Annotated in this window: 22 protein-coding genes; 13 read left to right on the plus strand and 9 right to left on the minus strand. The window is 67.1% G+C overall.

Annotation, left to right across the window (positions count from 1 at the left end; all coding sequences use genetic code 11):
• The first annotated feature begins 8 nt into the window (after positions 1-8).
• Positions 9-1,415, plus strand: coding sequence for an MFS transporter (locus AWC08_RS00420; protein WP_065137024.1), 1,407 nt, complete (start codon positions 9-11; stop codon positions 1,413-1,415).
• On the opposite strand, the gene AWC08_RS00425 is transcribed toward AWC08_RS00420, so the two are convergent.
• Positions 1,404-2,975, minus strand: coding sequence for a mannosyltransferase (locus tag AWC08_RS00425; RefSeq protein ID WP_069434159.1), 1,572 nt, complete (start codon positions 2,973-2,975; stop codon positions 1,404-1,406). The two genes, AWC08_RS00420 and AWC08_RS00425, sit on opposite strands and share 12 nt — an antisense overlap.
• Before the next feature lie 123 nt (positions 2,976-3,098).
• On the opposite strand from AWC08_RS00425, the gene AWC08_RS00430 reads away from it, so the two are divergent.
• Positions 3,099-3,539 (plus strand): universal stress protein, encoded by a 441-nt coding sequence (locus AWC08_RS00430; protein WP_065137026.1) that lies wholly within the window; start codon positions 3,099-3,101, stop codon positions 3,537-3,539.
• 10 nt (positions 3,540-3,549) lie between these two features.
• On the opposite strand, the gene AWC08_RS00435 is transcribed toward AWC08_RS00430, so the two are convergent.
• A complete protein-coding gene (locus AWC08_RS00435) occupies positions 3,550-4,233 on the minus strand; it encodes an MBL fold metallo-hydrolase (protein WP_065137027.1) in 684 nt (227 codons plus the stop codon).
• 127 nt (positions 4,234-4,360) lie between these two features.
• Between AWC08_RS00435 and uvrA the strand changes: the two genes are divergently transcribed.
• The 5 genes from uvrA to AWC08_RS00460 all read left to right on the plus strand — a co-directional run bounded on the left by uvrA (position 4,361) and on the right by AWC08_RS00460 (position 10,445).
• Positions 4,361-7,270 (plus strand): excinuclease ABC subunit UvrA, encoded by a 2,910-nt coding sequence (gene uvrA, locus AWC08_RS00440; RefSeq protein ID WP_065137028.1) that lies wholly within the window; start codon positions 4,361-4,363, stop codon positions 7,268-7,270.
• Positions 7,271-7,302: 32 nt separating this feature from the next.
• Positions 7,303-7,593, plus strand: coding sequence for a hypothetical protein (locus AWC08_RS00445; protein WP_065137029.1), 291 nt, complete (start codon positions 7,303-7,305; stop codon positions 7,591-7,593).
• 5 nt (positions 7,594-7,598) lie between these two features.
• Positions 7,599-9,485: an alpha/beta hydrolase gene (locus AWC08_RS00450; RefSeq protein ID WP_232007935.1), complete on the plus strand. Its 1,887-nt coding sequence runs from the start codon at positions 7,599-7,601 to the stop codon at positions 9,483-9,485.
• Positions 9,486-9,582: 97 nt separating this feature from the next.
• Positions 9,583-10,062, plus strand: a complete 480-nt coding sequence (locus AWC08_RS00455; protein WP_069434160.1) for an LppA family lipoprotein — start codon at positions 9,583-9,585, stop codon at positions 10,060-10,062.
• Positions 10,059-10,445, plus strand: a complete 387-nt coding sequence (locus AWC08_RS00460) for a YbaB/EbfC family nucleoid-associated protein (RefSeq protein WP_082986740.1) — start codon at positions 10,059-10,061, stop codon at positions 10,443-10,445. Before AWC08_RS00455 ends, AWC08_RS00460 begins: the two co-directional genes overlap by 4 nt.
• Position 10,446: 1 nt before the next feature.
• Here the strand turns inward: AWC08_RS00460 and AWC08_RS00465 are convergent, their stop codons facing one another.
• Genes AWC08_RS00465 through lysX form a run of 6 tightly spaced genes read right to left on the minus strand, consistent with a single transcriptional unit; the run spans position 10,447 to position 18,202 of the window.
• Positions 10,447-11,319 (minus strand): DMT family transporter, encoded by an 873-nt coding sequence (locus AWC08_RS00465; RefSeq protein ID WP_069434161.1) that lies wholly within the window; start codon positions 11,317-11,319, stop codon positions 10,447-10,449.
• A 34-nt stretch (positions 11,320-11,353) separates the two neighbouring features.
• Positions 11,354-12,535: a winged helix DNA-binding domain-containing protein gene (locus tag AWC08_RS00470; protein ID WP_069434162.1), complete on the minus strand. Its 1,182-nt coding sequence runs from the start codon at positions 12,533-12,535 to the stop codon at positions 11,354-11,356.
• A gap of 34 nt (positions 12,536-12,569) precedes the next feature.
• Positions 12,570-12,800, minus strand: coding sequence for a hypothetical protein (locus tag AWC08_RS00475; protein ID WP_065137051.1), 231 nt, complete (start codon positions 12,798-12,800; stop codon positions 12,570-12,572).
• A gap of 10 nt (positions 12,801-12,810) precedes the next feature.
• A complete protein-coding gene (locus tag AWC08_RS00480) occupies positions 12,811-13,248 on the minus strand; it encodes a DUF6653 family protein (RefSeq protein ID WP_172835268.1) in 438 nt (145 codons plus the stop codon).
• Positions 13,249-13,251: 3 nt separating this feature from the next.
• Positions 13,252-14,760 carry an alpha/beta hydrolase gene (locus AWC08_RS00485; RefSeq protein ID WP_083271218.1) on the minus strand — a complete coding sequence of 503 codons (1,509 nt, stop codon included), beginning with the start codon at positions 14,758-14,760 and terminating at the stop codon, positions 13,252-13,254.
• 58 nt (positions 14,761-14,818) lie between these two features.
• Positions 14,819-18,202 carry a bifunctional lysylphosphatidylglycerol synthetase/lysine--tRNA ligase LysX gene (lysX, locus tag AWC08_RS00490; RefSeq protein WP_178132166.1) on the minus strand — a complete coding sequence of 1,128 codons (3,384 nt, stop codon included), beginning with the start codon at positions 18,200-18,202 and terminating at the stop codon, positions 14,819-14,821.
• Between the two features lie 383 nt (positions 18,203-18,585).
• On the opposite strand from lysX, the gene infC reads away from it, so the two are divergent.
• The 5 genes from infC to AWC08_RS00515 all read left to right on the plus strand — a co-directional run bounded on the left by infC (position 18,586) and on the right by AWC08_RS00515 (position 21,648).
• Positions 18,586-19,176, plus strand: a complete 591-nt coding sequence (infC, locus tag AWC08_RS00495) for a translation initiation factor IF-3 (RefSeq protein ID WP_082986745.1) — start codon at positions 18,586-18,588, stop codon at positions 19,174-19,176.
• Positions 19,177-19,229: 53 nt separating this feature from the next.
• Positions 19,230-19,424, plus strand: a complete 195-nt coding sequence (rpmI, locus tag AWC08_RS00500; protein ID WP_055579168.1) for a 50S ribosomal protein L35 — start codon at positions 19,230-19,232, stop codon at positions 19,422-19,424.
• Between the two features lie 80 nt (positions 19,425-19,504).
• Complete coding sequence (gene rplT, locus AWC08_RS00505; RefSeq protein WP_065137036.1) at positions 19,505-19,894, plus strand: 50S ribosomal protein L20; 390 nt, start codon at positions 19,505-19,507, stop codon at positions 19,892-19,894.
• 19 nt (positions 19,895-19,913) lie between these two features.
• The gene (locus tag AWC08_RS00510; protein ID WP_069434164.1) at positions 19,914-20,708 is read left to right on the plus strand and encodes a TrmH family RNA methyltransferase; all 795 of its coding nucleotides are present in this window, start codon (positions 19,914-19,916) and stop codon (positions 20,706-20,708) included.
• A 145-nt stretch (positions 20,709-20,853) separates the two neighbouring features.
• Entirely contained in the window at positions 20,854-21,648 is a 795-nt protein-coding gene (locus AWC08_RS00515) for a PE family protein (RefSeq protein WP_082986742.1), read from the plus strand.
• A gap of 5 nt (positions 21,649-21,653) precedes the next feature.
• Here the strand turns inward: AWC08_RS00515 and AWC08_RS00520 are convergent, their stop codons facing one another.
• Complete coding sequence (locus tag AWC08_RS00520) at positions 21,654-22,697, minus strand: oxygenase MpaB family protein (RefSeq protein WP_069434165.1); 1,044 nt, start codon at positions 22,695-22,697, stop codon at positions 21,654-21,656.
• Positions 22,698-22,903: 206 nt separating this feature from the next.
• Here AWC08_RS00520 and AWC08_RS00525 point away from each other — a divergent pair, with 206 nt between their 5' ends.
• Entirely contained in the window at positions 22,904-23,818 is a 915-nt protein-coding gene (locus AWC08_RS00525; protein ID WP_197522009.1) for an adenylate/guanylate cyclase domain-containing protein, read from the plus strand.
• Positions 23,819-23,826 lie beyond the last annotated feature (8 nt).

Genomic DNA, 23,826 nt, shown 5'->3' on the forward strand with positions numbered 1-23,826 from the left:
GTGGAGCAGTGACGGAGGCGGTCAGCGAGACCGGCAGCTGGCGTGAGCTGTTCAGGCAGCACCTGGGTACCTGCACCGTGTTGGCCGGCGGCGTTGCGCTGTATGCCACCAACGAGTTCCTCACCGTCAGCATGCTTCCGAGCATCGTCGCCGACATCGGTGGCGATCGGCTGTTCTCCTGGGCCACGACGCTGTATCTGATCGGTTCGGTGGTCGCGGCCACCACCGTCAATCCGATGTTGCTGCGGGTCGGAGCGCGATTGTCATATCTGATGGGGCTCACCGTGTTCGGGCTCGCCGGGCTGGTCTCGGCGCTGGCTCCCAGGATGGAAGTCCTGGTGGCGGGGCGCATGCTGCAGGGGGTGGCCGGTGGCTTGCTGGCAGGTTTGGGGTACGCGCTGATCAACACCGCCCTACCGCGTCCGCTGTGGACGCGCGGCTCGGCTCTGGTGTCGACGATGTGGGGCGTCGCAACACTGATCGGACCGACCGCGGGCGGATTCTTCGCCCAGTTCGGACTGTGGCGGTGGGCGTTCGTGGCGATGGGTCTGGCGGCCGGGCTGATGGCCGCGCTGGTGGTGAAGGTAGTCACTGCGCGAGGGCCAGGTTCCGAGGATGAGAAGCCGACCCGCGCGGTGCCCATCTGGTCGCTGCTGTTGATGGGGGCCGCCGCTCTTGCCGTCAGCGTCGCTGCCCTTCCGCACTACCTGGTGCAGACCCTGGGGCTGCTGGCCGCCGCGGTGCTCCTGGTCGTCGTGTTCCTCATCGTCGACTGGCGGATGCACGTTGCGGTGTTGCCGCGCAGTGTATTCGGCCCCGGGCCGTTGAAGTGGATTTACCTGACGATGGCCGTGCAGATGGTCGCGGCGATGGCCAACACCTACGTGCCGCTGTTCGGTCAGCAGCTTGCGGACCTGAGTCCGGTGGAGGCCGGCTTTCTCGGCGCGGCCCTGGCCACCGGATGGACGATCGGCGAGATCGCCAGTGCGTCGCTGACCAATCGCCAGGTGATCGGCCATGTCGTTGCGGCCGCGCCGCTGGTGATGGCGACAGGTCTGGCCCTAGGCGCGGCGACCCAGCGCCCCTACGCGCCGCTCGGCATTGTGGCGGTCTGGGCGCTGGCCCTGTTGATCACCGGGGCGGGTATCGGGATGGCGTGGCCGCACCTGGCGGTCCGGGCCATGACGGCGGTCGACGATCCGGCCGAAAGCAGCGCGGCGGCGGCCGCGATCAACATCATTCAGCTCAGCTCCGGGGCCTTCGGCGCGGGCCTGGCCGGTGTCGTGGTCAATACCGCGCCGGGCGGAGAAGTAACGTCCGCGCGCTGGTTGTTCTCGGTGTTCACCGGGCTGGCCGCGCTCGGCTTCATCGCCTCCTACCAGGCGACTCATCGCGACCGGCGGTCAGCGGCTTGACTTGACGACCTGGGAGTAGTGGAACTGCCAGCGCTCCACGATGTGGAAGCCGAGATAGCTGGGGAACAGGTATACCGGTGCCCGCCCAAACGCCGTTCCAGGCGACAACGCTTGCCCCACTTGATGATCCGGCAGGGACTTGTCCCGGTTGGTGATCGTCCACAGGGTGGGACATTTGTTGATCTTCGCCGTCGTCAGCCACACCGCGACGTGACCGTCCCACAACGCACCGACCTTGGGCCCGTAGAAACCGCGCTCGACGTCGATCAGCGACCGGAACGCCGCGGGTCTGCTCGCGAGCAGCGCCCGGATCGGGCCCGGCCGCCACGGCACCGTGTTGTCGACCAGCAGACAATCGCCGGGGGCGGCGTGGGCGCTGATGACATCGGCGACCTGGCTGTAGTCCCAGCCTTCCTTGGCGTACGGCCCGCGCTGGGTGAAGTAGTAGTTGGGGAATGCGGCGACGGCCAGGACCACCACCAGTCCGGCCACCTGCCAGCGCCGGCGGGCGATCGCGACTATGCAGATCGCGAGGACGACGGCCGCGCCGGGAGCGGTGAAGATCAGGTAGCGCGGATAGTAGATCGGTTCGCTGACGGCCGAATAGATCAGGACAGCAGCAGTCGGAATCACCACCCACAGGGCGCTGACCAGCAATAGCCGGCCCGCGCCCGCTTCGGCGCGAGCCTTGCCGGCCAGGCGCAGTGCCGCGGCGGCCAGGACCAGAACGCCCGAGAGGATTGCGAACGGGACGCTGTGGTCGAAGTACTGCCGGTGCACGACGTCCAGGAACAGGTTCCGACTGAGTCCGTTGATCCATCCGACCTGCCACACCTGTTTGTGAGCAAACAGCATGAACGGCGTCATGGCCCCGAGAGCAACCACCGACGCCACGCTCAACCAGATGGCCGGCCACTTGCGCGCCCCGCGCGGCGAGAGCAGCGGCAGGATCGCGCCGTAGACCGCTACCAACAGCACCATGTTGACGTTGACCAGAATCGCCACCATCAACAGCAGTGCGTAGGACACCCAGAGCCGCGCCCGATTGCGGCGCACCGCGGCAACCACCAGCACCGTCAGCCACGCCGCGACCGCCACCACCAGCGCCGACGAGCGGGCTTCGATGCCCGCCCAGGTTATCCGCGGGAGGATTGCGAAGACGGCACCCGCGCACACCGCCGTCGTGCGTCCGCAGAACTGCTTGGCGAAAACCACCACGCCCGCCGCTGCGGCGCCGACGGCCAGCGCGCTGGGAACCCGTGACCAGAACTCCGTCGCCGGAAAGATTGCGAACCAGCCGTGCATCAACAGGTAGTACAAGCCGTGCACGGCGTCGATGTGGCCGAGCAGCTTCCACAGCTCCGGCAGGGTGCGGCTGGCCGAGGCCGTGATGGTCGCGCCCTCGTCGAACCACAGCGACGGCCGGCCTGCCCAGGCCCCGCTGATGACCGCGGTCAGGACAGCGATAACCCAGGGGTCGAGCAGATGCCCCCTTGGGTGTGCCGCGGGCGCCGGATCGGCGTCGTCAGCGACAGGATTTTCCACGATCGACACAGACATGATTGTTTTCAACTTTAAGTGCAGAGCAGGTCCCGGCGTGACCCGCGCCGCAAACCTCTCCCGTCCGGGTCCAGCAACGCGATAGGGTCTTGGGTTGGCGGACACCGACACCTGGGAGGGTAAATGAGCGCCTATCAAACCGTGGTCGTAGGGACTGACGGCTCGGATTCGTCGCTGCGCGCGGTCGACAGGGCAGCCGCGATCGCGGGGGCGGACGCCAAATTGATCATCGCGTCGGCGTACTTGCCGCAACACGAGGACGCTCGCGCCGTCGACGCGCTGAAGAGCGAAAGCTACAAGGTCACCGGCACCGGCCCGATCTACGAGATCCTGCACGACGCCAAGGAGCGGGCGCACAACGCCGGCGCCAAGAACGTCGAGGAGCGTGCGATCGAGGGTGCTCCGGTGGACGCTCTGGTGCAACTGGCCGAGTCGGAGAAAGCCGACCTGCTGGTGGTCGGCAATGTCGGTCTGAGCACCATTGCGGGCCGGCTGCTGGGTTCGGTACCGGCCAACGTCTCCCGCAAGGCCAAGGTCGACGTCCTCATCGTGCACACGACGTAGAGCCTGGGCTTCACCAGCCGCGTTCGCGCCACTCCTGGATATGCGGGCGTTCGGCGCCGAGGACGGTGTCATCGCCGTGGCCGGGGTAGATCACGGTGGAGTCGTCGTACACGTCGAACACCCGGGTGGTGACGTCGTCGAGCAGTTGCTCGAAGTCCCCGGGCTGCCAGGTCTTTCCGACACCACCCGGGAACAGGCAGTCGCCGGTGAACAGGTGGGTCACGCCGCCGGTTGCGGGTCCGTCCAAGGCCAGCGCGACCGATCCCGGGGTATGTCCCCGGAGATGGATGACGTCGAACGTCAGCTCACCGATCCGCACCGTGTCGCCGTTGGCCAGCAAACGATCGGGCCGGACCGGAAGGGGCTCGGCGTCGATCTCGTGAGCGGCCGTCGGCGCACCGGTGGCCTCGGCGACGGCTTCCAAGGCCTGCCAGTGGTCGAAGTGTTGGTGGCTGGTCAGAATCAGCGATAACGTCGGCGCGTACCGTCGTATCAGGTCGATCAGCACGTCGGCGTCGTTTGCGGCGTCGATCAGCAGGGTTTCTCCGGTCGCGGAACAGGTGACCAGGTAAGCGTTGTTGTCCATGGGGCCCACCGAGGCCTTGACGATCGTCGCTCCGGGCAGCGTGCGCCGGGCCGCCGTGCCCGGTTCGACGTGTCCGGTGTAGTCGTCGCTGAGCTGGGAAGCGGTCATACCCCTGCACGCTACTTGGTGACGGCTGGCTGGGGAGCTTGTCGGTGGGGCGACCTAGCATGGAATGCGGCCCGCGCTCTGGCTGTTCATGACCAGGGCGACACGAGTTTCAGCTGAAAGGGGCAGCGTGGCTGACCGCCTCATCGTCAAGGGCGCACGCGAGCACAATTTGCGTAGCGTCGACCTTGACCTACCCCGGGATGCCTTGATCGTCTTCACCGGGCTGTCCGGGTCGGGCAAGTCCTCGCTGGCGTTCGACACGATTTTTGCCGAAGGGCAGCGGCGCTACGTGGAATCGCTGTCGGCCTACGCCCGGCAGTTCCTGGGACAGATGGACAAGCCGGACGTCGACTTCATCGAAGGACTGTCGCCGGCGGTGTCCATCGACCAGAAGTCGACCAACCGCAACCCGCGCTCGACGGTCGGCACGATCACCGAGGTGTACGACTACCTGCGCCTGTTGTACGCGCGCGCCGGCACGCCGCACTGCCCGACCTGTGGCGAGCGGATCGCGCGTCAGACGCCCCAGCAAATCGTCGACCAGGTGCTGGCCATGGAGGAGGGCATCCGGTTCCTGGTCCTGGCCCCGGTGGTGCGAACCCGCAAGGGGGAGTTCGCCGACCTGTTCGACAAGCTCAACGCCCAGGGCTACAGCCGGGTGCGGGTCGACGGTGTGGTGCACCCGCTGACCGACCCACCGAAACTGAAAAAGCAGGAGAAGCACGACATCGAGGTGGTGGTGGACCGCCTCACCGTCAAAGCCAGCGCCAAGCAGCGGCTCACCGACTCGGTCGAGACGGCTCTGAATCTGGCCGACGGCATCGTCGTGCTGGAATTCCCCGACGAGGAACGGCATGACCAGCCGGGACATTCACGTGAGCAGCGGTTTTCCGAGAAGCTCGCCTGCCCGAACGGGCACGCGCTGGCCGTCGACGACCTGGAACCGCGGTCCTTCTCCTTCAACTCGCCCTACGGCGCCTGCCCCGAGTGCGTTGGCCTGGGCATCCACAAGGAGGTCGATCCGGACCTGGTGGTGCCCGACCCGGACCTCACCCTGGCCGAGGGCGCGGTAGCGCCCTGGTCGTCCGGCCACACCGCCGAGTACTTCACCCGGATGATGGCCGGCCTCGGCGACGCGCTTGGGTTCGACGTCGACACCCCGTGGCGCAAGCTGCCGGCCAGAGCGCGCAAGGCGATTCTCGAGGGCGCCGACCAACAGGTGCACGTGCGGTACCGCAACCGCTACGGGCGTACCCGGTCGTATTACGCGGAGTTCGAAGGCGTACTGGCGTTCCTGCAGCGCAAGATGGCTCAAACCGAATCCGAGCAGATGAAGGAGCGTTACGAGGGCTTCATGCGGGACATTCCGTGCCCGGAGTGTGAGGGCACGCGGCTCAAGCCGGAGATCCTGGCGGTGATGCTGACCGCGGGGGAGTACGGCCCGAAGTCCATCGCCGAAGTCTGTGAGCTCTCGATCGCCGATTGCTCGGATTTTCTGAATGCGCTCACCCTGGGCACCCGCGAGGCGGCGATCGCCGGGCAGGTGCTCAAGGAGATCCAATCGCGGTTGGGATTCCTGCTCGACGTCGGCCTGGAGTACCTGTCGCTGTCGCGGGCGGCCGCCACGCTGTCCGGGGGAGAGGCGCAACGCATTCGCCTGGCCACCCAGATCGGCTCCGGCCTCGTCGGTGTGCTTTACGTGCTCGACGAGCCGTCCATCGGGCTGCACCAGCGAGACAACCGTCGGCTCATCGAAACCCTCACGAGGCTCAGGGATCTGGGCAACACCCTGATCGTCGTCGAACACGACGAGGACACCATCGAGCACGCCGACTGGATCGTCGACATCGGCCCCAGGGCCGGCGAACACGGCGGCCTCATCGTGCACAGCGGTCCCTACAGCGAGCTACTGACCAATCCAGACTCGATCACCGGCGCCTATCTGTCCGGACGGGAAAGCATCGAGATGCCCGCGCTGCGGCGGCCGACCGACCGCAAGCGCCAGATCACCGTCGTGGGGGCCCGCGAACACAACCTGCGTGGCATCGACGTGTCGTTCCCGCTCGGGGTCCTGACGTCGGTGACCGGCGTATCCGGCTCCGGCAAATCCACCTTGGTGAACGACATCCTGGCCGCGGTGCTGGCCAACCGTCTCAACGGTGCGCGACAGGTGCCCGGCCGGCACACCCGCGTCACCGGCCTGGACCATCTGGACAAGCTGGTCCGGGTCGACCAGTCGCCGATCGGCCGGACCCCGCGATCCAACCCGGCCACCTACACCGGCGTCTTCGACAAGATCCGCACGCTGTTCGCCGCCACCACCGAAGCGAAAGTGCGCGGCTACCAACCGGGCCGGTTCTCGTTCAACGTCAAGGGCGGCCGCTGCGAGGCCTGTACCGGCGACGGCACCATCAAGATCGAGATGAACTTCCTGCCCGATGTATACGTGCCGTGCGAGGTCTGTCAGGGCGCCCGCTACAACCGGGAAACCCTGGAGGTGCACTACAAAGGCAAGACCATCTCCGAGGTGCTGGACATGTCGATCGAGGAGGCGGCGGAGTTCTTCGAGCCGATCAGCGGGATCCACCGCTACCTGCGGACACTGGTCGACGTCGGCCTGGGTTACGTGCGACTCGGGCAACCCGCCCCGACGCTGTCCGGTGGCGAGGCCCAACGGGTGAAGTTGGCGTCCGAACTGCAGAAGCGCTCGACCGGCCGGACGATCTACATTCTCGACGAGCCCACCACCGGCCTGCATTTCGACGACATCCGCAAGCTGCTGAAGGTGATCAACGGCCTGGTCGACAAAGGCAACACGGTCATCGTGATCGAGCACAACCTGGACGTCATCAAGACCTCGGACTGGATCGTGGACATGGGGCCCGAAGGCGGCGCCGGCGGCGGAACCGTTGTCGCGCAAGGGACTCCGGAGGATGTGGCCGCCGTGCCGGAAAGTTACACCGGCAAGTTCCTGGCCGAGGTGGTGGCACGGCCGACGGCGCGGTCGAACACCAAGCGACGCAAAGTCAGCGCGTAATACGTCGGCGCAACGCCGGTAAAATCCGCTGGGTGGGCGATCTGTTCCAAGTCGATCTGGATAACTTGCACAGGCTCGGCACCACCTTGGCCGGTCACGCAGACGCAATCGGCGCGCTGAAGATCACCGCGGTGGTCGACATGCCGGGCTCGCCGGTTCAAGAGGCTGCCGTGCAGGTCAGCGACGCCGTCGCCAAGGGTTTCGGTGTGATCGGCGCCGGTGTGCGCCGGATGGCCGAATCGTCGACGAACGCGGCGACCACTTACGAGGCGGTCGATCGGGGGTTCGCCGACCAGCGACGCCAATACAGCGGTGATCGCTAGCCGCGGTGACCACGATCAGTCACGTGCGCGGTTGCACACCGGAGTCGATGACGGCCTTCGCGAGGGACCTGGGCGCGCAGAGCAACGCGTTCAACGCGCGGGTGGACCAGATGGACCGCGACGTGGACACCGCAATGGACAGTTGGAAGGGCGAAGCCGCGAGCGCTACCTCGGTGCGCGCGATGTCGGAAAAGTTGGCCGCCAACCACATCGGCTCGGCGGTGGTCACGCTGGCGGACACGTTCAACACCTACGGCGCACGGCTGGGTGGGTACCGCAGCGCGCTGCTGAGCATCGTCGACGGCGACATCCCCGCTGCGGGAATGACGGTGGACGACCAAGGCAACGTCACGGCACCCCAGGTGCCCGGCGCCAGGGCGGGTGACCTGTTGGCGTACCTGTTGCAAGCCCAACTCGACAGCCAGGCAGCTGATTTCCAGGCTCGCGTCAAAGAGCTCCTGACCCAGTTCGCGGACGGGGAAACGCAAGCAGCGCAAGCAATTTCGTCCGGATTGCAGGAGCTGACCGGTTACCGGCAGCACCCCGACGGCGCGCCGGTCCGCCCGCAACTGCAAGCCATCCTGGACGGCGGGGCGCAGCCGCCCAAGGACACGAAGCAGTTCCACGATCTCTGGGAGAGCCTGACTCCTGCCGAGAAGGACGCGCTGTACCGGCACGACCGTTACATCGGCAACCGTGACGGCATGCCCGCCGTCGATCGGGACTACTACAACCGGGAAACCCTGGGCGACGAGTTGACCAGGGCCCGTTCCGCCGCCGCGCAGGCCGACGCGCTGCGCGCGCAGCACCCCGACTGGGCGGTCGGCAACAACCTTCCCGCACCCAACAAGCCGGGGGCGATCTTCGACGACCGCCTTGCCTACGAGGCATGGAAGAGCCGATACGACGCCGCGCTGAACGGTACGAGAAGCTTGCCGGATCTGCAGGCCGTGGACAAAGCCGTCGGCGGCAAACCCGACCGCAAGCTGCTGCTGCTGGACACCCAGACCGGACGCCAGGCCCATGCCGTCGTCGCGGTCGGTGACCCTGACACCGCCACCCACGTCTCGGTGACCGCCCCCGGACTCAATACCACTGTCCATGGCGCGATCACGGGTATGAGCGAAGAGGCCACCAACATGCGGTTGGAAGCCCTGCGGCAGCTGCAGAGCACACCCGGTCACGCCCACGAGACGGTATCGGCCATTGCCTGGATCGGTTACGACGCACCGCAAATCCCCGGACTGGACGACAGCGGCAGGTCGCTGGCGGGTGCCTGGGGGGTCAGCCATGACGATCTGGCTCGGACCGGCGCATGCAGTCTGGCTGCTTTCTACGACGGGATCGGGGCCGCGCATGACGGCGGCCCGGCACATCTGACCGCGATAGGGCACTCGTACGGCTCGCTGACCACCGGACTGGCCCTGCAGCAGCCCGGTAGCCACGGCGTCAGCGATGCGCTCTTCTACGGTTCGCCCGGCATCGAGGCCGCCACTCCGCAGCAGCTGCAACTACAGCCCGGACACGTCTACGCGATGGAAACCCCGGACGATCCGATCCAGCTCACCTACGACGCCCCACCGTTCGTTCACGCCGGCGCCCCGCTGCTCCCATACCCATTCAACGTCGTCGCCGAGGGCGGGCTGTCCGTTCTCGACGCGTCCGGCGCAGGCCAGTTCGGGCCCAACCCGGCAACCAATCCAGAATTCACCCGGCTGGCCACCGGACCAGCCAGCGTGCCGGACGGCCGCGGCGGCGCGATCAACCTCGACGGCGCTCACGGGCACAGTGACTATCCTCGCCAGGGCAGCAACAACCTGCCCCGCACCACGGGGTACAACATCGCCGCCGTCGTGGCAGGCCTGGCAGACCAGGCGATCCCGGGAAGCTGACATGACCCTTTCAGCCAAGAAGCCCCTCAGTCGGAGCGGCAACGCAATACTCCGGGCCGCGACCCTCGCTGCCCTTCTCGCGGTGACAGGATGCCACGTGGACAAACCCTACGAACCCACACCACCGTCGGTTGCGGGGCAGGCCCTCCAGCAACTTAAGGCCCTGCCGTCACTCGAAGACACCACGGCGCAGGTGCAAGCCGCGATGGACGAAATCACCGCGGCCGCAAGCACAATGATCCCCTCCATCAAGTGGGAGACCCTGCACGAGGGAACCACCGGAAACTGTGAGCACCCCTATGAGCAAACGGACGGGCAACGGTACTTCCTGCCGGACCGCGTCGCCGAGAACATCGCGGTATCCGAGGCGAGCTGGGCCGCCATCGTCCAGGTAGCGAAGGACTCTGCAGCCAAGATCGGCGCCGTCGACGTCCAGGTCATGAAAGATGAGCCGGCAAATCACGACGTGTGGTTTTCCGGGCCGACCGGGATCTTCATCAAGATGGCCTACCGGGGCAACTTGGTGGTTTCGGGCTACACCGGATGCCGGTTACCGCGCGAGAAGAAGGCCGGGTGACCGTGGCCGGAGGTGATGACTTCGAGGAACTCGGTCTGAAAGTGCGGCGCGCCCAGTCGTCCTTGCAGCAGGTCCGGGGTGTCGGCACGGTCGACGGCATCCGAGTGGTCGTCGACGCCGAGAACCGGCTGCTGTCGGTGACAGCCCCCGACGAAGACGCCATTCTGGCGGCCTACCGCGCCGCGGTGGACGACCTGCGGCCCAAGGTCGAAGAAGCGATGCGCGAAGTCCGGTCCGATCCGCGGGTGGGAGCGATGTCGGCATTCATCGAGGCCAACTCGGCCCGGCTGGACGCCGAGCGGGCGCGCGGTATGGAAGCGGCCGAGCAGGACGACGACGCCTACTACGAAGAACGGTATCGGCGCGGCTGGCGTGATCGCTGAGTCAGCGGCGCAGCGCCGCCTCCTGCGTCTGGGCGCCTTCTCCGCGCGCCAGGGCGATCGTGGCCGCCAGCATCGCCGCAATCGCCACCGGCAGCGCGACCGCGCCGACACCGTGCACCGTCAGATTTTCGCCGAGCACCACAATGCCCAGCATCACCGCCACCAGCGGCTCACCGACCAGCATGATCGGCACGGACGCCTGTAGCGCCCCGGCCCGAAACGCCCACTGCTGCAGCACCGTCGCCGCCACCGCCAGGGCGACAAGAACGTACGGCGCGGGCACGGCGAGCAGAGCGTGCCATCCGCCCACCGCATAACGGTGGGTGCAGGTCTTGGTCAGCACGGCGATCATCCCCAGCAGCAGGGCCACCGCCACACCCAGCCAGGTGGCGCGGACTCTGTCCGCGCTGTGACGGGCCCCCAGCACCGCGAGGGCCACCGGCACCGCCGCCGCGGGGGCCAGCGTCCAAGCCGGCGTCGGCGGCCGGTAGTGGCCCTCTCGCGGCTGCCCCACCAGCACGAACACCGCAAGCGCGGCCGTCAGCAGCGTCGCCCAGGCCCACTCCGAGCCCGGTACGCGGTGGCCCGATCGCACCGCGCTCAGCGGCAGCACGAACAGCAACGAGGAGACCAGCATCGGCTGCACCAAGAGCAGCGACCCGTGTGCCAGGGCCATGGCCTGAAACCCGTAGGCAGCGATGGCGGCGGCCGTGCCCGCCCACCACAACCGGTCGCGCAGCACCGCCACGGCGCCGGCGGATCCGCTGTCGACCGCCTGCAGGGCGGCCTGCCGAACGACGATGCCCACCGCGGCGACAAACGATGCCAGCAGCGCCGAGCCGATCGCGACACCGTGGGACGTCAGCCAATTCATGGCGCACGCATACCCGGTATAGGGCGCTTCGATGTCACGTGCGCCGCCCCGCCTTCGACAGCGGTGACGGGAAGCGCGCGCTGATCCGGACCCCGTTCAGCCATTCGGTGAGTTGGTCGGCTTGCTGCTGCAGGCACTGCCGCGCGTCGGCGCCGGGATCTTCCAGCAGCTGCAGCCGCACGCGGGCGTCTTGCTTGTCGTCAGGGTCCTGACACCAGCCTCCGACTACGCGTCCGTTCCACCACGCCGTGGGTCCGGCGTTGCCGTTGCTGTCGAAGACTTCCCCGCGATGCGCACCCAGATACCAATCCCGGTCAGACCAGCCCATCGTGGTGGGGTCCAGCCCCGGTAGCAGCGCGCCCCACGGACCCACCTCCGGTTCCACGCCAAGGTCGTTGGCCAGCGCGTAGCCGGGGCTGCCGTGCAGATCCACCTCGACCGCGCCGAGGGTGGCCAGCGCGGCCCGCACCGCCGTCAACGTGGTGCCGAACCACCACTTGATGTCGTTGACCGTCGCGGGGCCGAACGTCTGCAACCAGCGGCGGATCAACTCGGCCCGCGCGGCGGCTTCCGGTATCGGGTCGCCGTTCTGCCCGAGCCAGTCCGCGGTGGCGCTCCACCGGGGCCGCGAGGCGGTCCAGTTCCCGTCGTTCGGGCCGCGCACGATGTCGCCGCCCGCCGACAGCACCGTCAACACCCGCGGGGCGACCGGAACCGAACCGCCCCAACGCTTTCCGGGTGCCGGATCGTAGCTGCCGGCCAATTCCGGCAGGGCGTTGCGAAGTTCGGTGCTGCTGGCCGGGCCATGCTCAGCTAGGTGGCGCACCACCGCGGCGCGCGCCTGGTCCAGCCAGCGCTCGCCGTCGGTGGTCACCCCGGCCTTGTGCAGGTCAGCGACGAGCCGGCGACGCTCGGTGTCGGCTACCTGACCGCTGGCCGCCGACTGCACCAATGGGAGGTCATCGGAGTTCACCACCCACAGTGTCCTGCGCATCGCCAAGTGTTTGACGGCAGAACGCTTTTCGTACAGCACCCGGTCCAGGTCGGTGGTGCGGAAGCCGCGGCACCGCGCCCGCAGCGACAGGTACGGAGTGGCGGGATCGGTGGCGTGCAGTCCGACCAGCCCGGCGGTGACCCGGGACACCGAGCCGGCGTGGCACAGGAAATGCCTGCGCGCCAAGCGATTTCGGCGCTCTTCGACGCTGAACTTACGCATGGCTCACCGCCGGGCTCGCAACTTCGGCACGGCGTCAGTCATCGGTGCGCATGGACTCCCGGATCTTGGCCAGGCGCTCGGCAGCAGCCCGCTGGCGCTCCTCGTACTGTTCCTCGACTGACCTGCCTTCGGCGGTTTCGGCTGCGAGTTCTTCGGCACCTTGAGCCGCGCCGAAGCGCGACTCGATCTTCTCGCGTACCGAGTCGAACGTCGGCACGCCCGAGTCGTCGTATCCCGGGTCGGGGGTGGGTGGTTGGTCGGGCATGCCCGACACGTTACTGCTGCGCGTGAGGGAAAGGTTCCCGGCGCTCGAGGTAGCGCACCATCTGCTGCCAGTAGACCATCGTCAGCGCCATCTGTGCCGCCACGGCGATCACCGCCGGACGCAGTCGGCGGCGCCGAGCGGCAAGCACCCCGGCCGCTGCCGCCACGGAGGTCACCCCGCTGACCAACATCGCGGCGTCGCGCGGGCGGCGGGTGATCCACAGTTCTTCACCCAGCATCGCCCGCGTCGCCCAGGCGCGGTGGTGGTGCGGTTTTCCGAACACGAACGGGTTGATCGCCAGCCACACCCCGAGTAGCACCGCATGGCCCGGCCGTCGGGTCCAGATCGGGACCAGGGTCAGGGGCGTGCTCGCCCAGCGGGTCCAGGCGCTCCACGGGTTGCAGTGCCGCGCGAAAATGGCGCGACGGACCCGGGCAACCGTCAACACCGGTTACCGTCCGGCCGCGACGACTTGCGCATTCGACGGCCCGCTGGGCGCCGGGGAAGAGGCGGTTCCCGGTAGTGGTATCCGCGGCACCCCGGGTGTGCCCAGCCGGCCGGCCAGCCAGGGCAGCGCGGTCGCGAAAACCTGGTCGGCGAATGGCCAGTCGTGCTTGCCTGGTTGCGGGACCACCGCGCAGTCGATGTCGTAGGAGCGGCCGAGTGCGCACAGGGCGTTGGCGGCCGCGGTCTGGTTACTGGGGTTGAGTGCGGCGTCGCGACCGGCCAGTTGCATGGTGGGCGTGTCGGCGATCGGCAGTTCACGGTGTGACGGGATCGCGAACCATCCCGCAACGCCGGTGTAGGGCCCGTGCCGGGTGATCACCGTGCTCGGGTCGAAATCGGCAAAGGCCTCGGCGTTGCCGCCGAAGAGCCTGGATATGGTCTCCTGCTTGTCTCCGGCATTGGGATACAGGTCACCCGCGACGTCGACGAACGAGCTGAACATGCCCGGATGCATGACGGTCAGGTCAACCGCGCAGGTTCCGCCCATCGACCAGCCCACGATGCCCCAATTGGCCTGCTGCGAGCTGCTCCCGAAGCGTGAAATCATGAACGGCACAACATCTTTGGTCAGGTGGTCGGCGGCGTTGCCGCGTCGGCCGTTGACGCACTCGGTGTCGTTGTTGAATGCGCCGCCAGAGTCCACGAACACCAGTACCGGAGCATTGCCGTCATGCGCGGCGGCGAACGCATCGGCGGTGCGCACCGCGTTGCCCGCCCGCGCCCAGTCAGCGGGAGTGTTGAACTGACCGCCGATCATCATGACGGTCGGCAGCCGCGGCGGCGGGGCACTCGCGAACCAGGCCGGCGGCAGGTAAACCAGCTCACCGCGATGCTTGAAATGCGATGCATCCGAAGGGATTACGACCGGCACGACGCTGCCGTGCGCCGGGCGGACGCCCTTGCCTGCCATCGCGGCGACGGTCGCCGGATCGGTCTGGTCGGGTAGGGGCCCGGACGACAGCTGACCCCAGGCGGCCTGCACCGTCGGGAAATAGCCGACCCACATATTCAGCGTCAGCGCGGTGCTGAGCAGGCACAGCGGCACCGACAGCAGCGCGATGCCACGGCGCCACCACTGCGCGCTGCGCCAGCCGAGCAGCAGCACCGTTACAGCCGACCCGGCCAATCCGGCCCAGGCCCACAACGCATCCGGGGCCGGTTCGGTGGAGATCCGGCTGACGTACGCGCGCGTCGCGAAAGCCGCTGCCCCTCCGGCCAGTGCGGCCAGCGGCAGCCAGCGCAGCCGCCAGGACCGGGTCCGCCAGCCGATGGCGAGCAGCAGCACCACGCCGGTCACGACCTGAACGGTGAGCGGCACCCAGCCGTGCATCAGGGAGGTGTGGCTAAAAGCCTGGGTGGAGAGCCTGTGAGCGGACGCCGCGGTGGCCAGGTGAGCGGGCGTCGACGCGGTCACGGGTTCATTCTTGTTCGCCGGGGTTCCATCCGGGCCCATGTTTGCGGAGTTTTTCCTGTGCGTTAACTGAGCCCGGGCGTGTCAGCTAAGCCCCGGCCTAGTGCGGTTTGGCGAGCGGGAACGGCAAAGTCTCACGGATGCTGCGGCCGGTGATCAACATGACGACGCGGTCGACGCCCATGCCCAGCCCGCCGGTGGGGGGCATCGCGTACTCCATGGCCTGCAGGAAATCTTCGTCGAGCTCCATCGCTTCAGGGTCGCCGCCGGCGGCCAGCAGGGACTGCTCCTCCAGGCGGCGCCGCTGCTCCACCGGGTCGGTGAGCTCGCTGTAGGCGGTGCCCAGCTCGACCCCCCAGGCCACCAGATCCCAGCGCTCGGCCACACCGCGCTTGCTGCGATGTGGCCTGGTCAGCGGTGATACCGAGGTGGGGAAATCGGTGTAGAACGTCGGGTGTTCGGTACGGTCCTCGACGAGGTGCTCGTACAGTTCCAGCACCACCGCGCCGGCGTCCCAGTAGCCGCGGTAGGGAATGCGTGCGGCGTCGCACAGCTTGCGCAGCGTCTGCAGTTCGGTGTCGGCGTCGATGTGCTCGCCGAGGGCTTCGGAGACGGCGTCGTGGACCGTCTTCACCGGCCACACGCCGGAGATGTCGACGGGCTCCAGGCCCGACCGGTGGCTAATCGAATCATCCTGAGTTCTGGGCCGCATCGCGATCTGGGCACCATTGGCGGCCTCGGCGGCATTCTGGATCAGCTCGCGGCAGCCCTCGATCCACACCGTGTAGTCGGCGTGCGCCTGGTAGGCCTCCAGCAGCGTGAACTCGGGGTTGTGGCTGAAGTCGACCCCCTCGTTGCGGAAGGCCCGGCCGAGTTCGAATACGCGCTCCACACCACCGACACAGAGCCGCTTCAGGTAGAGCTCCGGGGCGATCCGCAGGAACAGGTCCATGGCATAGGCGTTGATGTGGGTCACGAACGGGCGCGCGGTGGCACCCCCATGGATCTGCTGCAGGATGGGCGTCTCGACCTCGATGAATCCCTTGGCGAACAAGGTCTCGCGGATCGAGCGCAACGCGCTGCTGCGGGCGGTGATCAGGTCACGCGATTCGGCGTTGACCGCCAGGTCGACGTACCGGGAGCGCACCCGGGCTTCGGGGTCGGTGAGTCCCTTCCACTTGTTGGGCAGTGGGCGCAGGCATTTGCCGATCAACCGCCAGTGGGTGACGATCAGCGAACGGGTGCCCTTGTCGCTGAAGCCCATGTGGCCGGTCGTCTCCACCAGGTCACCGAGGTCGATCGCTGCGTTGAAGTCCGCCGCCCGGCCTTGCTCGAGACGTGAATTGTCCAACAGCAGTTGCATTTCGCCTGACCAGTCGCGCAGCTGGGCGAACAACACGCCACCGTAGTTGCGTACCCGCAGGATGCGTCCGGCCACCGACACCGGCGACCCGTCTTCGGCCGCGAGCGCCTGCGTGATGGTGTGACTGGGCGGTTCGCCGACCGGATAGGCGTCAACGCCCTCGTCGTGCAGCTTTTCCAGTTTGGCGAGCCGGACTCGTACCTGCTCGGGTTGACGGCGCCGCGTGTCGTCTGCCGACGGCAGATCTGCCACCTGAAGTCCGCTGACGTCGGGTGCCGTGCCGTCGGGGTGCAACAGCCCGCTGTCCACCAGCGGTTTCGGCACGGCCGGGTGGTGACCGGTGTGTGCCTTCTCGCGCCGGGTGAAGGGCAAGGTGAGAAAGCCCTCGGCGAAGGCCGAGGCGACGCCCACCTTGGGGATCAGCCGGGCGTCGTCGTAACAGGCGAAGCGCGGCACCCATTCGGGTTGGTACTTCATGTTGGAGCGGTACAGCGTCTCGATCTGCCACCAGCGGGAGAAGAAGATCAAAAGTCCCCGCCACAGCCTGGCAACCGGGCCCGCTCCCAATTGCTCGCCCTGTTCGAACGCTGAGCGGAACATTGCGAAGTTCAGCGAAATTCGGTTGATGCCAAGGCTGTCAGCGTGCAGCGCGAGTTCACTGACCATCAGCTCGATGGTGCCGTTGGGGGACTCTCGAGAACGGCGCATCACATCCAGCGAGACACCGGTGTTCCCCCAGGGCACCAGCGACAGCATCGCCACCACCTGGTTGCCGGGGTCGATCGCCTCCACCAACAAGCAATCGCCGTCGGCCGGGTCACCCAGGCGGCCCAGCGCCATCGAGAAACCCCGCTCGGTTTCGGTGTCGCGCCAGGCGTCCGCCCGCTCGACGGTCTGCGCCATCTCGTCCGGGGAGATGTCGCGATGCCGACGAATCCGCACCGTCAGTCCGGCCCGTCGCGCCCGGGTCACGGCCTGGCGCACCCCTCGCATCTCCGGGCCGGACAACTTGAATTCGGCCGGCCGCAGGATGGCCTCGTCGCCCAGCACCAGTGCGTTCAGGCCTGCTTCCCGGTATACCCGTGCCCCTTCCGAACTGGCCCCCATCACTCCCGGTGACCAGCCGTAGGTCTGGCACAGGCTCATCCAGGCCGTCACTGCCTGCGGCCACGCCCTCGGGTCGCCGATCGGGTCGCCGCTGGCCAGGCAGACTCCGAGTTCGACGCGATAGGCAATCGCGGCCCGTCCGCTGGGGGCGAAGATCACCGACTTGTCGCGCCGGGTGGCGAAATAGGCCAGCGAGTCGTTCTTACCCCAGAGCTCCACCAGACCGCGGATCGCGGACTCGTCCTCACCGGTCAGGGCGTTGTCGGCGCGCTGGGACAGGAACAAGACGACGGTGGCAGCGATCAGGGCCAATGCGCCGAACAGCCCAAAAATCGCGTTGAGGAAGACGTGCGGGCGGCCGGTGAACAGCTCCGGATCGGCGAAGCCGAACCCGATGACCCGGTTGGCAACATACGGCAGCCGGTCGGGTGCCGCCAGGGTGCCGGGGAACATCTCCACCAGTCCCCAGGACAGCAGAATTCCGATGGCGCCCCCGACCAACAGCACACCCGTCGCCCGGAACAGCGCGCCGCGGCGGACCTTGGCCCAGAACTCCCGATAACCGAGTACCAGCAGGACGATGGTCACGACGTGGAAAGCGAAACCGAGGTTCTCGCCGAACGCCTCGGCCGGTGTGTTGCCGCCGGCGGCGATATCGGCGGCGTTGATCACTGCGGCCACGACCATGTTGCCCAACAGCAAGACCCACGCAATGCGCTTGCGCGCCGTCAGCGCCGCGGCCAGCAGGGCCAGGACGAACGACCAGGCGAAGCTGGTGTCCGGAAAGTTGAACAGATAGTGGTTGATGAATTCGCGTGGCTCGTGGATGAGCCACCGGATCAGCGGCGAAACGCTTGCCAGCAGCGACACGGTCGCGATGACGCCGACGGTCCACCCGGCTGCCGCGGGCAGCCAGTGATACCGGGAAGTCGGCCTGCGCGTCGGGCGCGGCTTAGTGAGTGTCACAGACCGCGAGGATATTCCCTTAAGCCGGGAAATTCCTGGCTTGGCCATGCTTGGCCGCCCACACGCCAAGACCGGCTTGGTATGTGGATGCCGGAGTGCGGCATTCGGCGGGTTGGCGAGCCCACCCGTTGTGCCTGCTAGACTGATCGCTGCGACCATCCCGGCCTTAGGCCAGGGACAGTGAAGAGGAGTCCCACTCCCACCGGTTGCCACGAGGTACCTCAAGGCAATTCGGTCCGGTCACGGGCATCGACAAAGGTGCCCGTTCTGTGCGTTGCGCAGGCGGTTTGGCCAGGCCAAGCCGTGATCGGTCGGCAATGGGCCCTGCTTGTGCAGGGCTTTTTTGCTGATGGTTGGTGTGCTCCCACCGCTGTTTCCGGCCCGGTTCGCGTTTGTGCCGCACTGGAATAGAAGCCAACGAGGGAGGCCCCATCAGCACTGAGACCCGCGTCAACGAGCGCATTCGCGTGCCTGAAGTTCGATTGATCGGCCCTGGGGGAGAGCAGGTAGGCATTGTGCGTATCGAAGACGCACTCCGCGTTGCCGCGGACGCCGATCTCGACCTTGTCGAAGTTGCTCCCAATGCCAGGCCGCCGGTCTGCAAGATCATGGACTACGGCAAGTACAAGTACGAGGCGGCGCAGAAGGCGCGTGAATCCCGCAGGAATCAGCAGCAGACCGTCGTCAAGGAACAGAAGCTGCGGCCCAAGATCGACGACCACGACTACGAGACGAAGAAGGGCCACGTGGTCCGCTTCCTCGAAGCGGGGTCGAAGGTCAAGGTCACCATCATGTTCCGGGGACGCGAGCAGTCACGGCCGGAGCTGGGCTACCGACTGCTTCAGCGTCTTGGCGCCGACGTCGCCGAATACGGATTCGTCGAAACGTCGGCCAAACAGGACGGGCGCAACATGACGATGGTGCTGGCACCGCACCGTGGCGCGAAGACTCGCGCCAGGGCGCAGCATCCGGGGAGTGCGGCGGGGCCGGCCGACTCGGCCGGTGACGCCCAACCGTCCTAGCAACAACTCGCAGCACCACCAGACAGCTCACCGAACAGGAAAACCGAGGAAACATGCCCAAGGCCAAGACCCACAGCGGGGCTTCGAAGCGGTTCCGGCGCACCGGTACCGGCAAGATCGTCCGCCAGAAAGCCAATCGCCGGCACCTGCTCGAGCACAAGGCGACCAAGCGCACCCGGCGCCTCGACGGCCGGACCGTGGTGTCGGCCAACGACACCAAGCGGGTCAACTCGCTGCTCAACGGCTAGCACCGCATCCCCCACGAAACCCCTGTCGAGAGCGGGCTTCGGCAGCCCCCGACCGATTTTGAACGAGAGTAGGAACCCCCATGGCACGCGTGAAGCGGGCGGTCAACGCCCACAAGAAGCGGCGCAGCGTCCTGAAAGCTTCGAAGGGCTATCGCGGTCAGCGATCCCGCCTCTACCGCAAAGCCAAAGAGCAGCAGCTGCATTCGCTGAATTACGCCTACCGCGACCGTCGCGCCCGCAAGGGCGAGTTCCGTAAGTTGTGGATCTCGCGGATCAACGCCGCCGCGCGTGCCAACGACATCACCTACAACCGGTTGATCCAGGGCCTCAAGGCCGCCGGCGTCGAGGTGGACCGCAAGAACCTGGCCGATATCGCGATCACCGATCCGGCAGCGTTCACCGCACTGGTTGAGGTGGCTCGGGCCGCACTGCCCGAGGATGTCAACGCCCCCTCCGGAGAGGCTGCCTAACCGGCCGGGTCCTCAGACGATGGGGACCGCCCTCACCGAACGCTCGGCCCGGGTGGTCGCGGCGGTCAAGCTGCATCGTCACATCGCCCGGCGCCGTGCGGGGCTATTTCTGGCGGAGGGGCCCAACCTGGTCGCGGCGGCGCTGCAGCGCGGGCTGGTTCGGGACCTCTTTGTCACCGAGGACGCCGCACGCCGCCACGACGCCGTGGTCACCGGGCAGCGGGCGCCGGTCCACGTGGTGACGGAACGGGCCGCTAAAGCGTTGTCGGACACGGTGACTCCGACAGGTCTGGTCGCGGTGTGCGAGATTCCCGCGACGGCGCTGGACGACGTGCTGGCAGGCTCGCCGCGCCTGGTCGCGGTTGTGGTGGACATCAACGAGCCGGGCAACGCCGGCACCATCATTCGCATCGCCGACGCGATGGGCGCCGCGGCGGTGGTGCTGGCCGGCCACAGCGTCGACCCGTACAACGGCAAGTGCCTGCGCGCCTCGACCGGCAGCATCTTCAACATCCCCGTCGTGGTCGCCCCCGATGTCACGCAGGCAATCACCCCGCTGCGGGCCGCCGGCCTGCAGGTGCTCGCCACAGTGGTGAACGGCGAGTTGTCCCTCGACGAAGCCGACTCGATGCTGGCACGGCCGACGGCGTGGCTGTTCGGACCGGAAGCGCACGGCCTTCCGGCAGAGGTCGCCGCAGCGGCCGATCTGCGGTTGCGTATCCCGATGGCGGGGGGAGCCGACAGCCTGAACGTTGCTGCTGCAGCGGCGATCTGCCTTTATCAGAGCGCACGCGCGTTACGGGGCGGACCCTGACGCTCTAGCAAATGATTTGCATAACCTCGGATCGCTGCGAGAAATGTGAATCTCTTACGCCGAATTCTGCCGGCTGACTGTTAATATTCGTCTCACGTCGAATAGCCGGCGTGGTGTCGCAAGACTCTCGGGGCAGGGGGCAGTTATGTCGTACTTGAGTGTCGTACCAGAAATCCTGCAATCGGTCAGTGGCCGCCTGGAAACTATGGGGACCGGCTTACGCACCGCGAATGCTGCGGCGGCGGCCCAGACGACCGCAATTGCGGCCCCGGCCGTCGATGAGATTTCGCTGGCCATATCGACGGTTCTCGGCGAGCACGGCCGACAATTTCAGGCCTTGAGCGCACAGTCTGCGGCTTACCACGATAGCTTCGTCCGCTTGCTGAATGGCGGCGCAGCGCAGTACCTGAGCGCCGAAATCGCAAACGTACAGCAAACATTGGCCAGCGCAGGCGCCGTCGGCACGGCCGCGGCCAGCCCGTTGGACACTTTGAACAGCCTCACCACTGTCGCCCAGAGCTCCAGCTTCGGCCCGCTGCAGCTGACCTCGAGCTTCGGCTTGTCGGGTCTGTATCAGTCGGCGGTTCTGAACGGGCCGTTCGGGCCGGTGGGTTCGTTGACGCTCAGTGGAATCCCGTACTTTCCGACCAGCGCGGGTGAACCTCTGGGCCTGGTCGCCAGCGCAACCGGAACGCTGAACACCGCATTCGGTCCAGTGACGTTCATGTCGGCGAACGGCAGCATGCTGATTTCGTCGACCGGCGGGTTCACGGGGTCCCTAGGCGGCCTGACGCCGCTGGGTCCCACGGCGGTCACGGTGAACGGGACCATACCCACCATCACCGGAGGGTCGATCACCGCGCTGGGCATGCAGTTCTGGTTCCAGGGCAATCAGTTCGGCGTCGTTCCGCTGTTCCTGCGGCCACTCGGCCTCCTCTAGCCGTCTCAGGCCGCTCGGGTGCGCCCGCGCGCCGGGCGCAACCCGGCGATGGACAGCGTGCTGTGTACCAGCGCTCCGGCACGCTCCATGATCAGCCGGGCCGGCTCCAGCGGCGAGCGGGGCCGCGGCGGAAAGTAGTGCATCGGTAGCCCACGACGGTCGCGCGGCGGCGCCATGAACGCCGGCGCCTCCACGAGTGGCGCATCGCTGCGGACCCGACCCTCCGCCCGGCGGTAGGCGGCCAGAGCGCGCGGATGCAGCCGGATCTCGTCGGGCACCGCCAGGAACGCCAGCTCGACCAACTTGCCGAACAACCGCAGCAGAATCTCATCGCCGGGAGTCCAGCGCATGCCCGCCTTTTCCCGGACGGCAGGCTCGAAGAGGCCGGCGGCAATCCAGCGCTGACCGGCGACCATCGGCTTGAACATCTGGTCCCAGATCGGCGTGGGGATCAGCACGAATTTCGGCTTGGGGATCCGGATCTGGAAGATGTCCAGCACCGCCTGGTTGATCTCGAGTTCTTCGCGCCCCACCCGCTCCCAGTACTCCTGAAATTCCTCCCACGACGCGGGCACCGGCCGCATGCTCATCCCGTACATCCGGTACCACTGCACGTGCTCGTCGAACAGCTGTCGTTTCTCGGCCTCGGTCAGGCCGCCGCAGAAGTACTCCGCCACTTTGACCACGAGCATGAAGAATGTTGCATGCGCCCAATAGAACGTCTGGGGATTCAGCGCGTGATAGCGCCGCCCTGAACCGTCGATTCCTTTGATGGTGCGGTGGTACCCCTTGATCTGCTGACCGGTCTGGGCCGCGCGGTCGCCGTCGTAAACCACGCCCATGATCGGGTACACCGAACGGGCTACCCGCTGCAGAGGTTCGCGCAGCAGGATCGAGTGTTCCTCGACGCCGGCCCCCAGCTCGGGATACATGTTCTGGATCGCGCCGATCCAGATGCCCATCATGCCGGTGCGCAGGTCCCCGAAGTATTTCCAAGTCAGCGAGTCGGGCCCGAGGGGATCAGCCGCTGTCGTCGAGGTAACAGTCATCACGGCCTCCAGAACGCCTTATTTGGGCTCACGATAAATGGTGACAACGGGCGTTGTCTAGCACATCGATATTTGCGTCGCACCGCTGTTACGGACTCTCCACGACACTGTCGCACTCGCGTGATCAGCGCGTTTTGCTGTGAACTGGGACAAGCGTGGCGGGGGCCTCGTTGCCTGGTTCAGTCCGGAGCACCTACCCTTGCCGAGTGGAGGTCGGGTCTGGCGAAGCGGAGTCCGGCGTGCCCGATGAGACCGCGACAGCGGTAACGGAAGACGGTGTCACTCCTCGTCGTTCCCCGGGGAAATGGTTCAGTAGCACCAACCACAGTCCCGGTGTGGTGGCGTTCGTGAAACGGGCGCGACGCTTGCTGCCGGGGGATCCCGAGTTCGGCGATCCGTTGTCGACGGCCGGGGAAGGCGGTCCACGGGCCGCCGCGCGGGCCGCTGACCGGCTCTTGGGCGATCGCGACGCGGCATCCCGCGAGCTCAGCCTGGGTGTGCTACAGGTATGGCAGGCGATGACCGAAGCCATCTCGCGCAAGCCGGCGAATCCGGAGGTGACGCTGGTGTTCACCGACCTGGTGGGTTTCTCGACGTGGTCGCTGCAGGCCGGGGACGACGCCGCCCTCACCTTGCTGCGTCAGGTGGCGCGGGCCGTCGAGTCCCCGCTGTTGGACGCCGGGGGGCACATCGTCAAGCGGATGGGCGACGGCATCATGGCGGTCTTTCGTCGCCCCGGGGTCGCGGTCAAGGCCGTGCTGGCCGCTCAAGACGCGATCAAATCCGTTGAGGTGCAGGGTTATCGGCCCCGAATGCGGGTCGGCATCCACACCGGCCGGCCGCAGCGACTGGGCGCGGACTGGCTGGGCGTGGACGTCAACATCGCCGCGCGGGTCATGGAACGCGCCACCAAAGGCGGCGTGATGATCTCGAGTCCGACGCTGGACCTGATCCCGCAAAGCGACCTGGACGCCATGGGCGTCACAGCCAAGCGGGCGCGTCGGCCCATGTTCGCCAGCAAACTGACCGGCATCCCGCCCGATCTGGCTATCTATCGGCTGAAGACTCACAAGGAGTTGTCAACCAGCGATAACACAGACGAGACAAACGTCCATGCATAGTGGACAGT

It is taken from the genome of Mycobacterium gordonae, from assembly GCF_002101675.1.
In the GTDB taxonomy this organism is placed as follows: domain Bacteria; phylum Actinomycetota; class Actinomycetes; order Mycobacteriales; family Mycobacteriaceae; genus Mycobacterium; species Mycobacterium gordonae.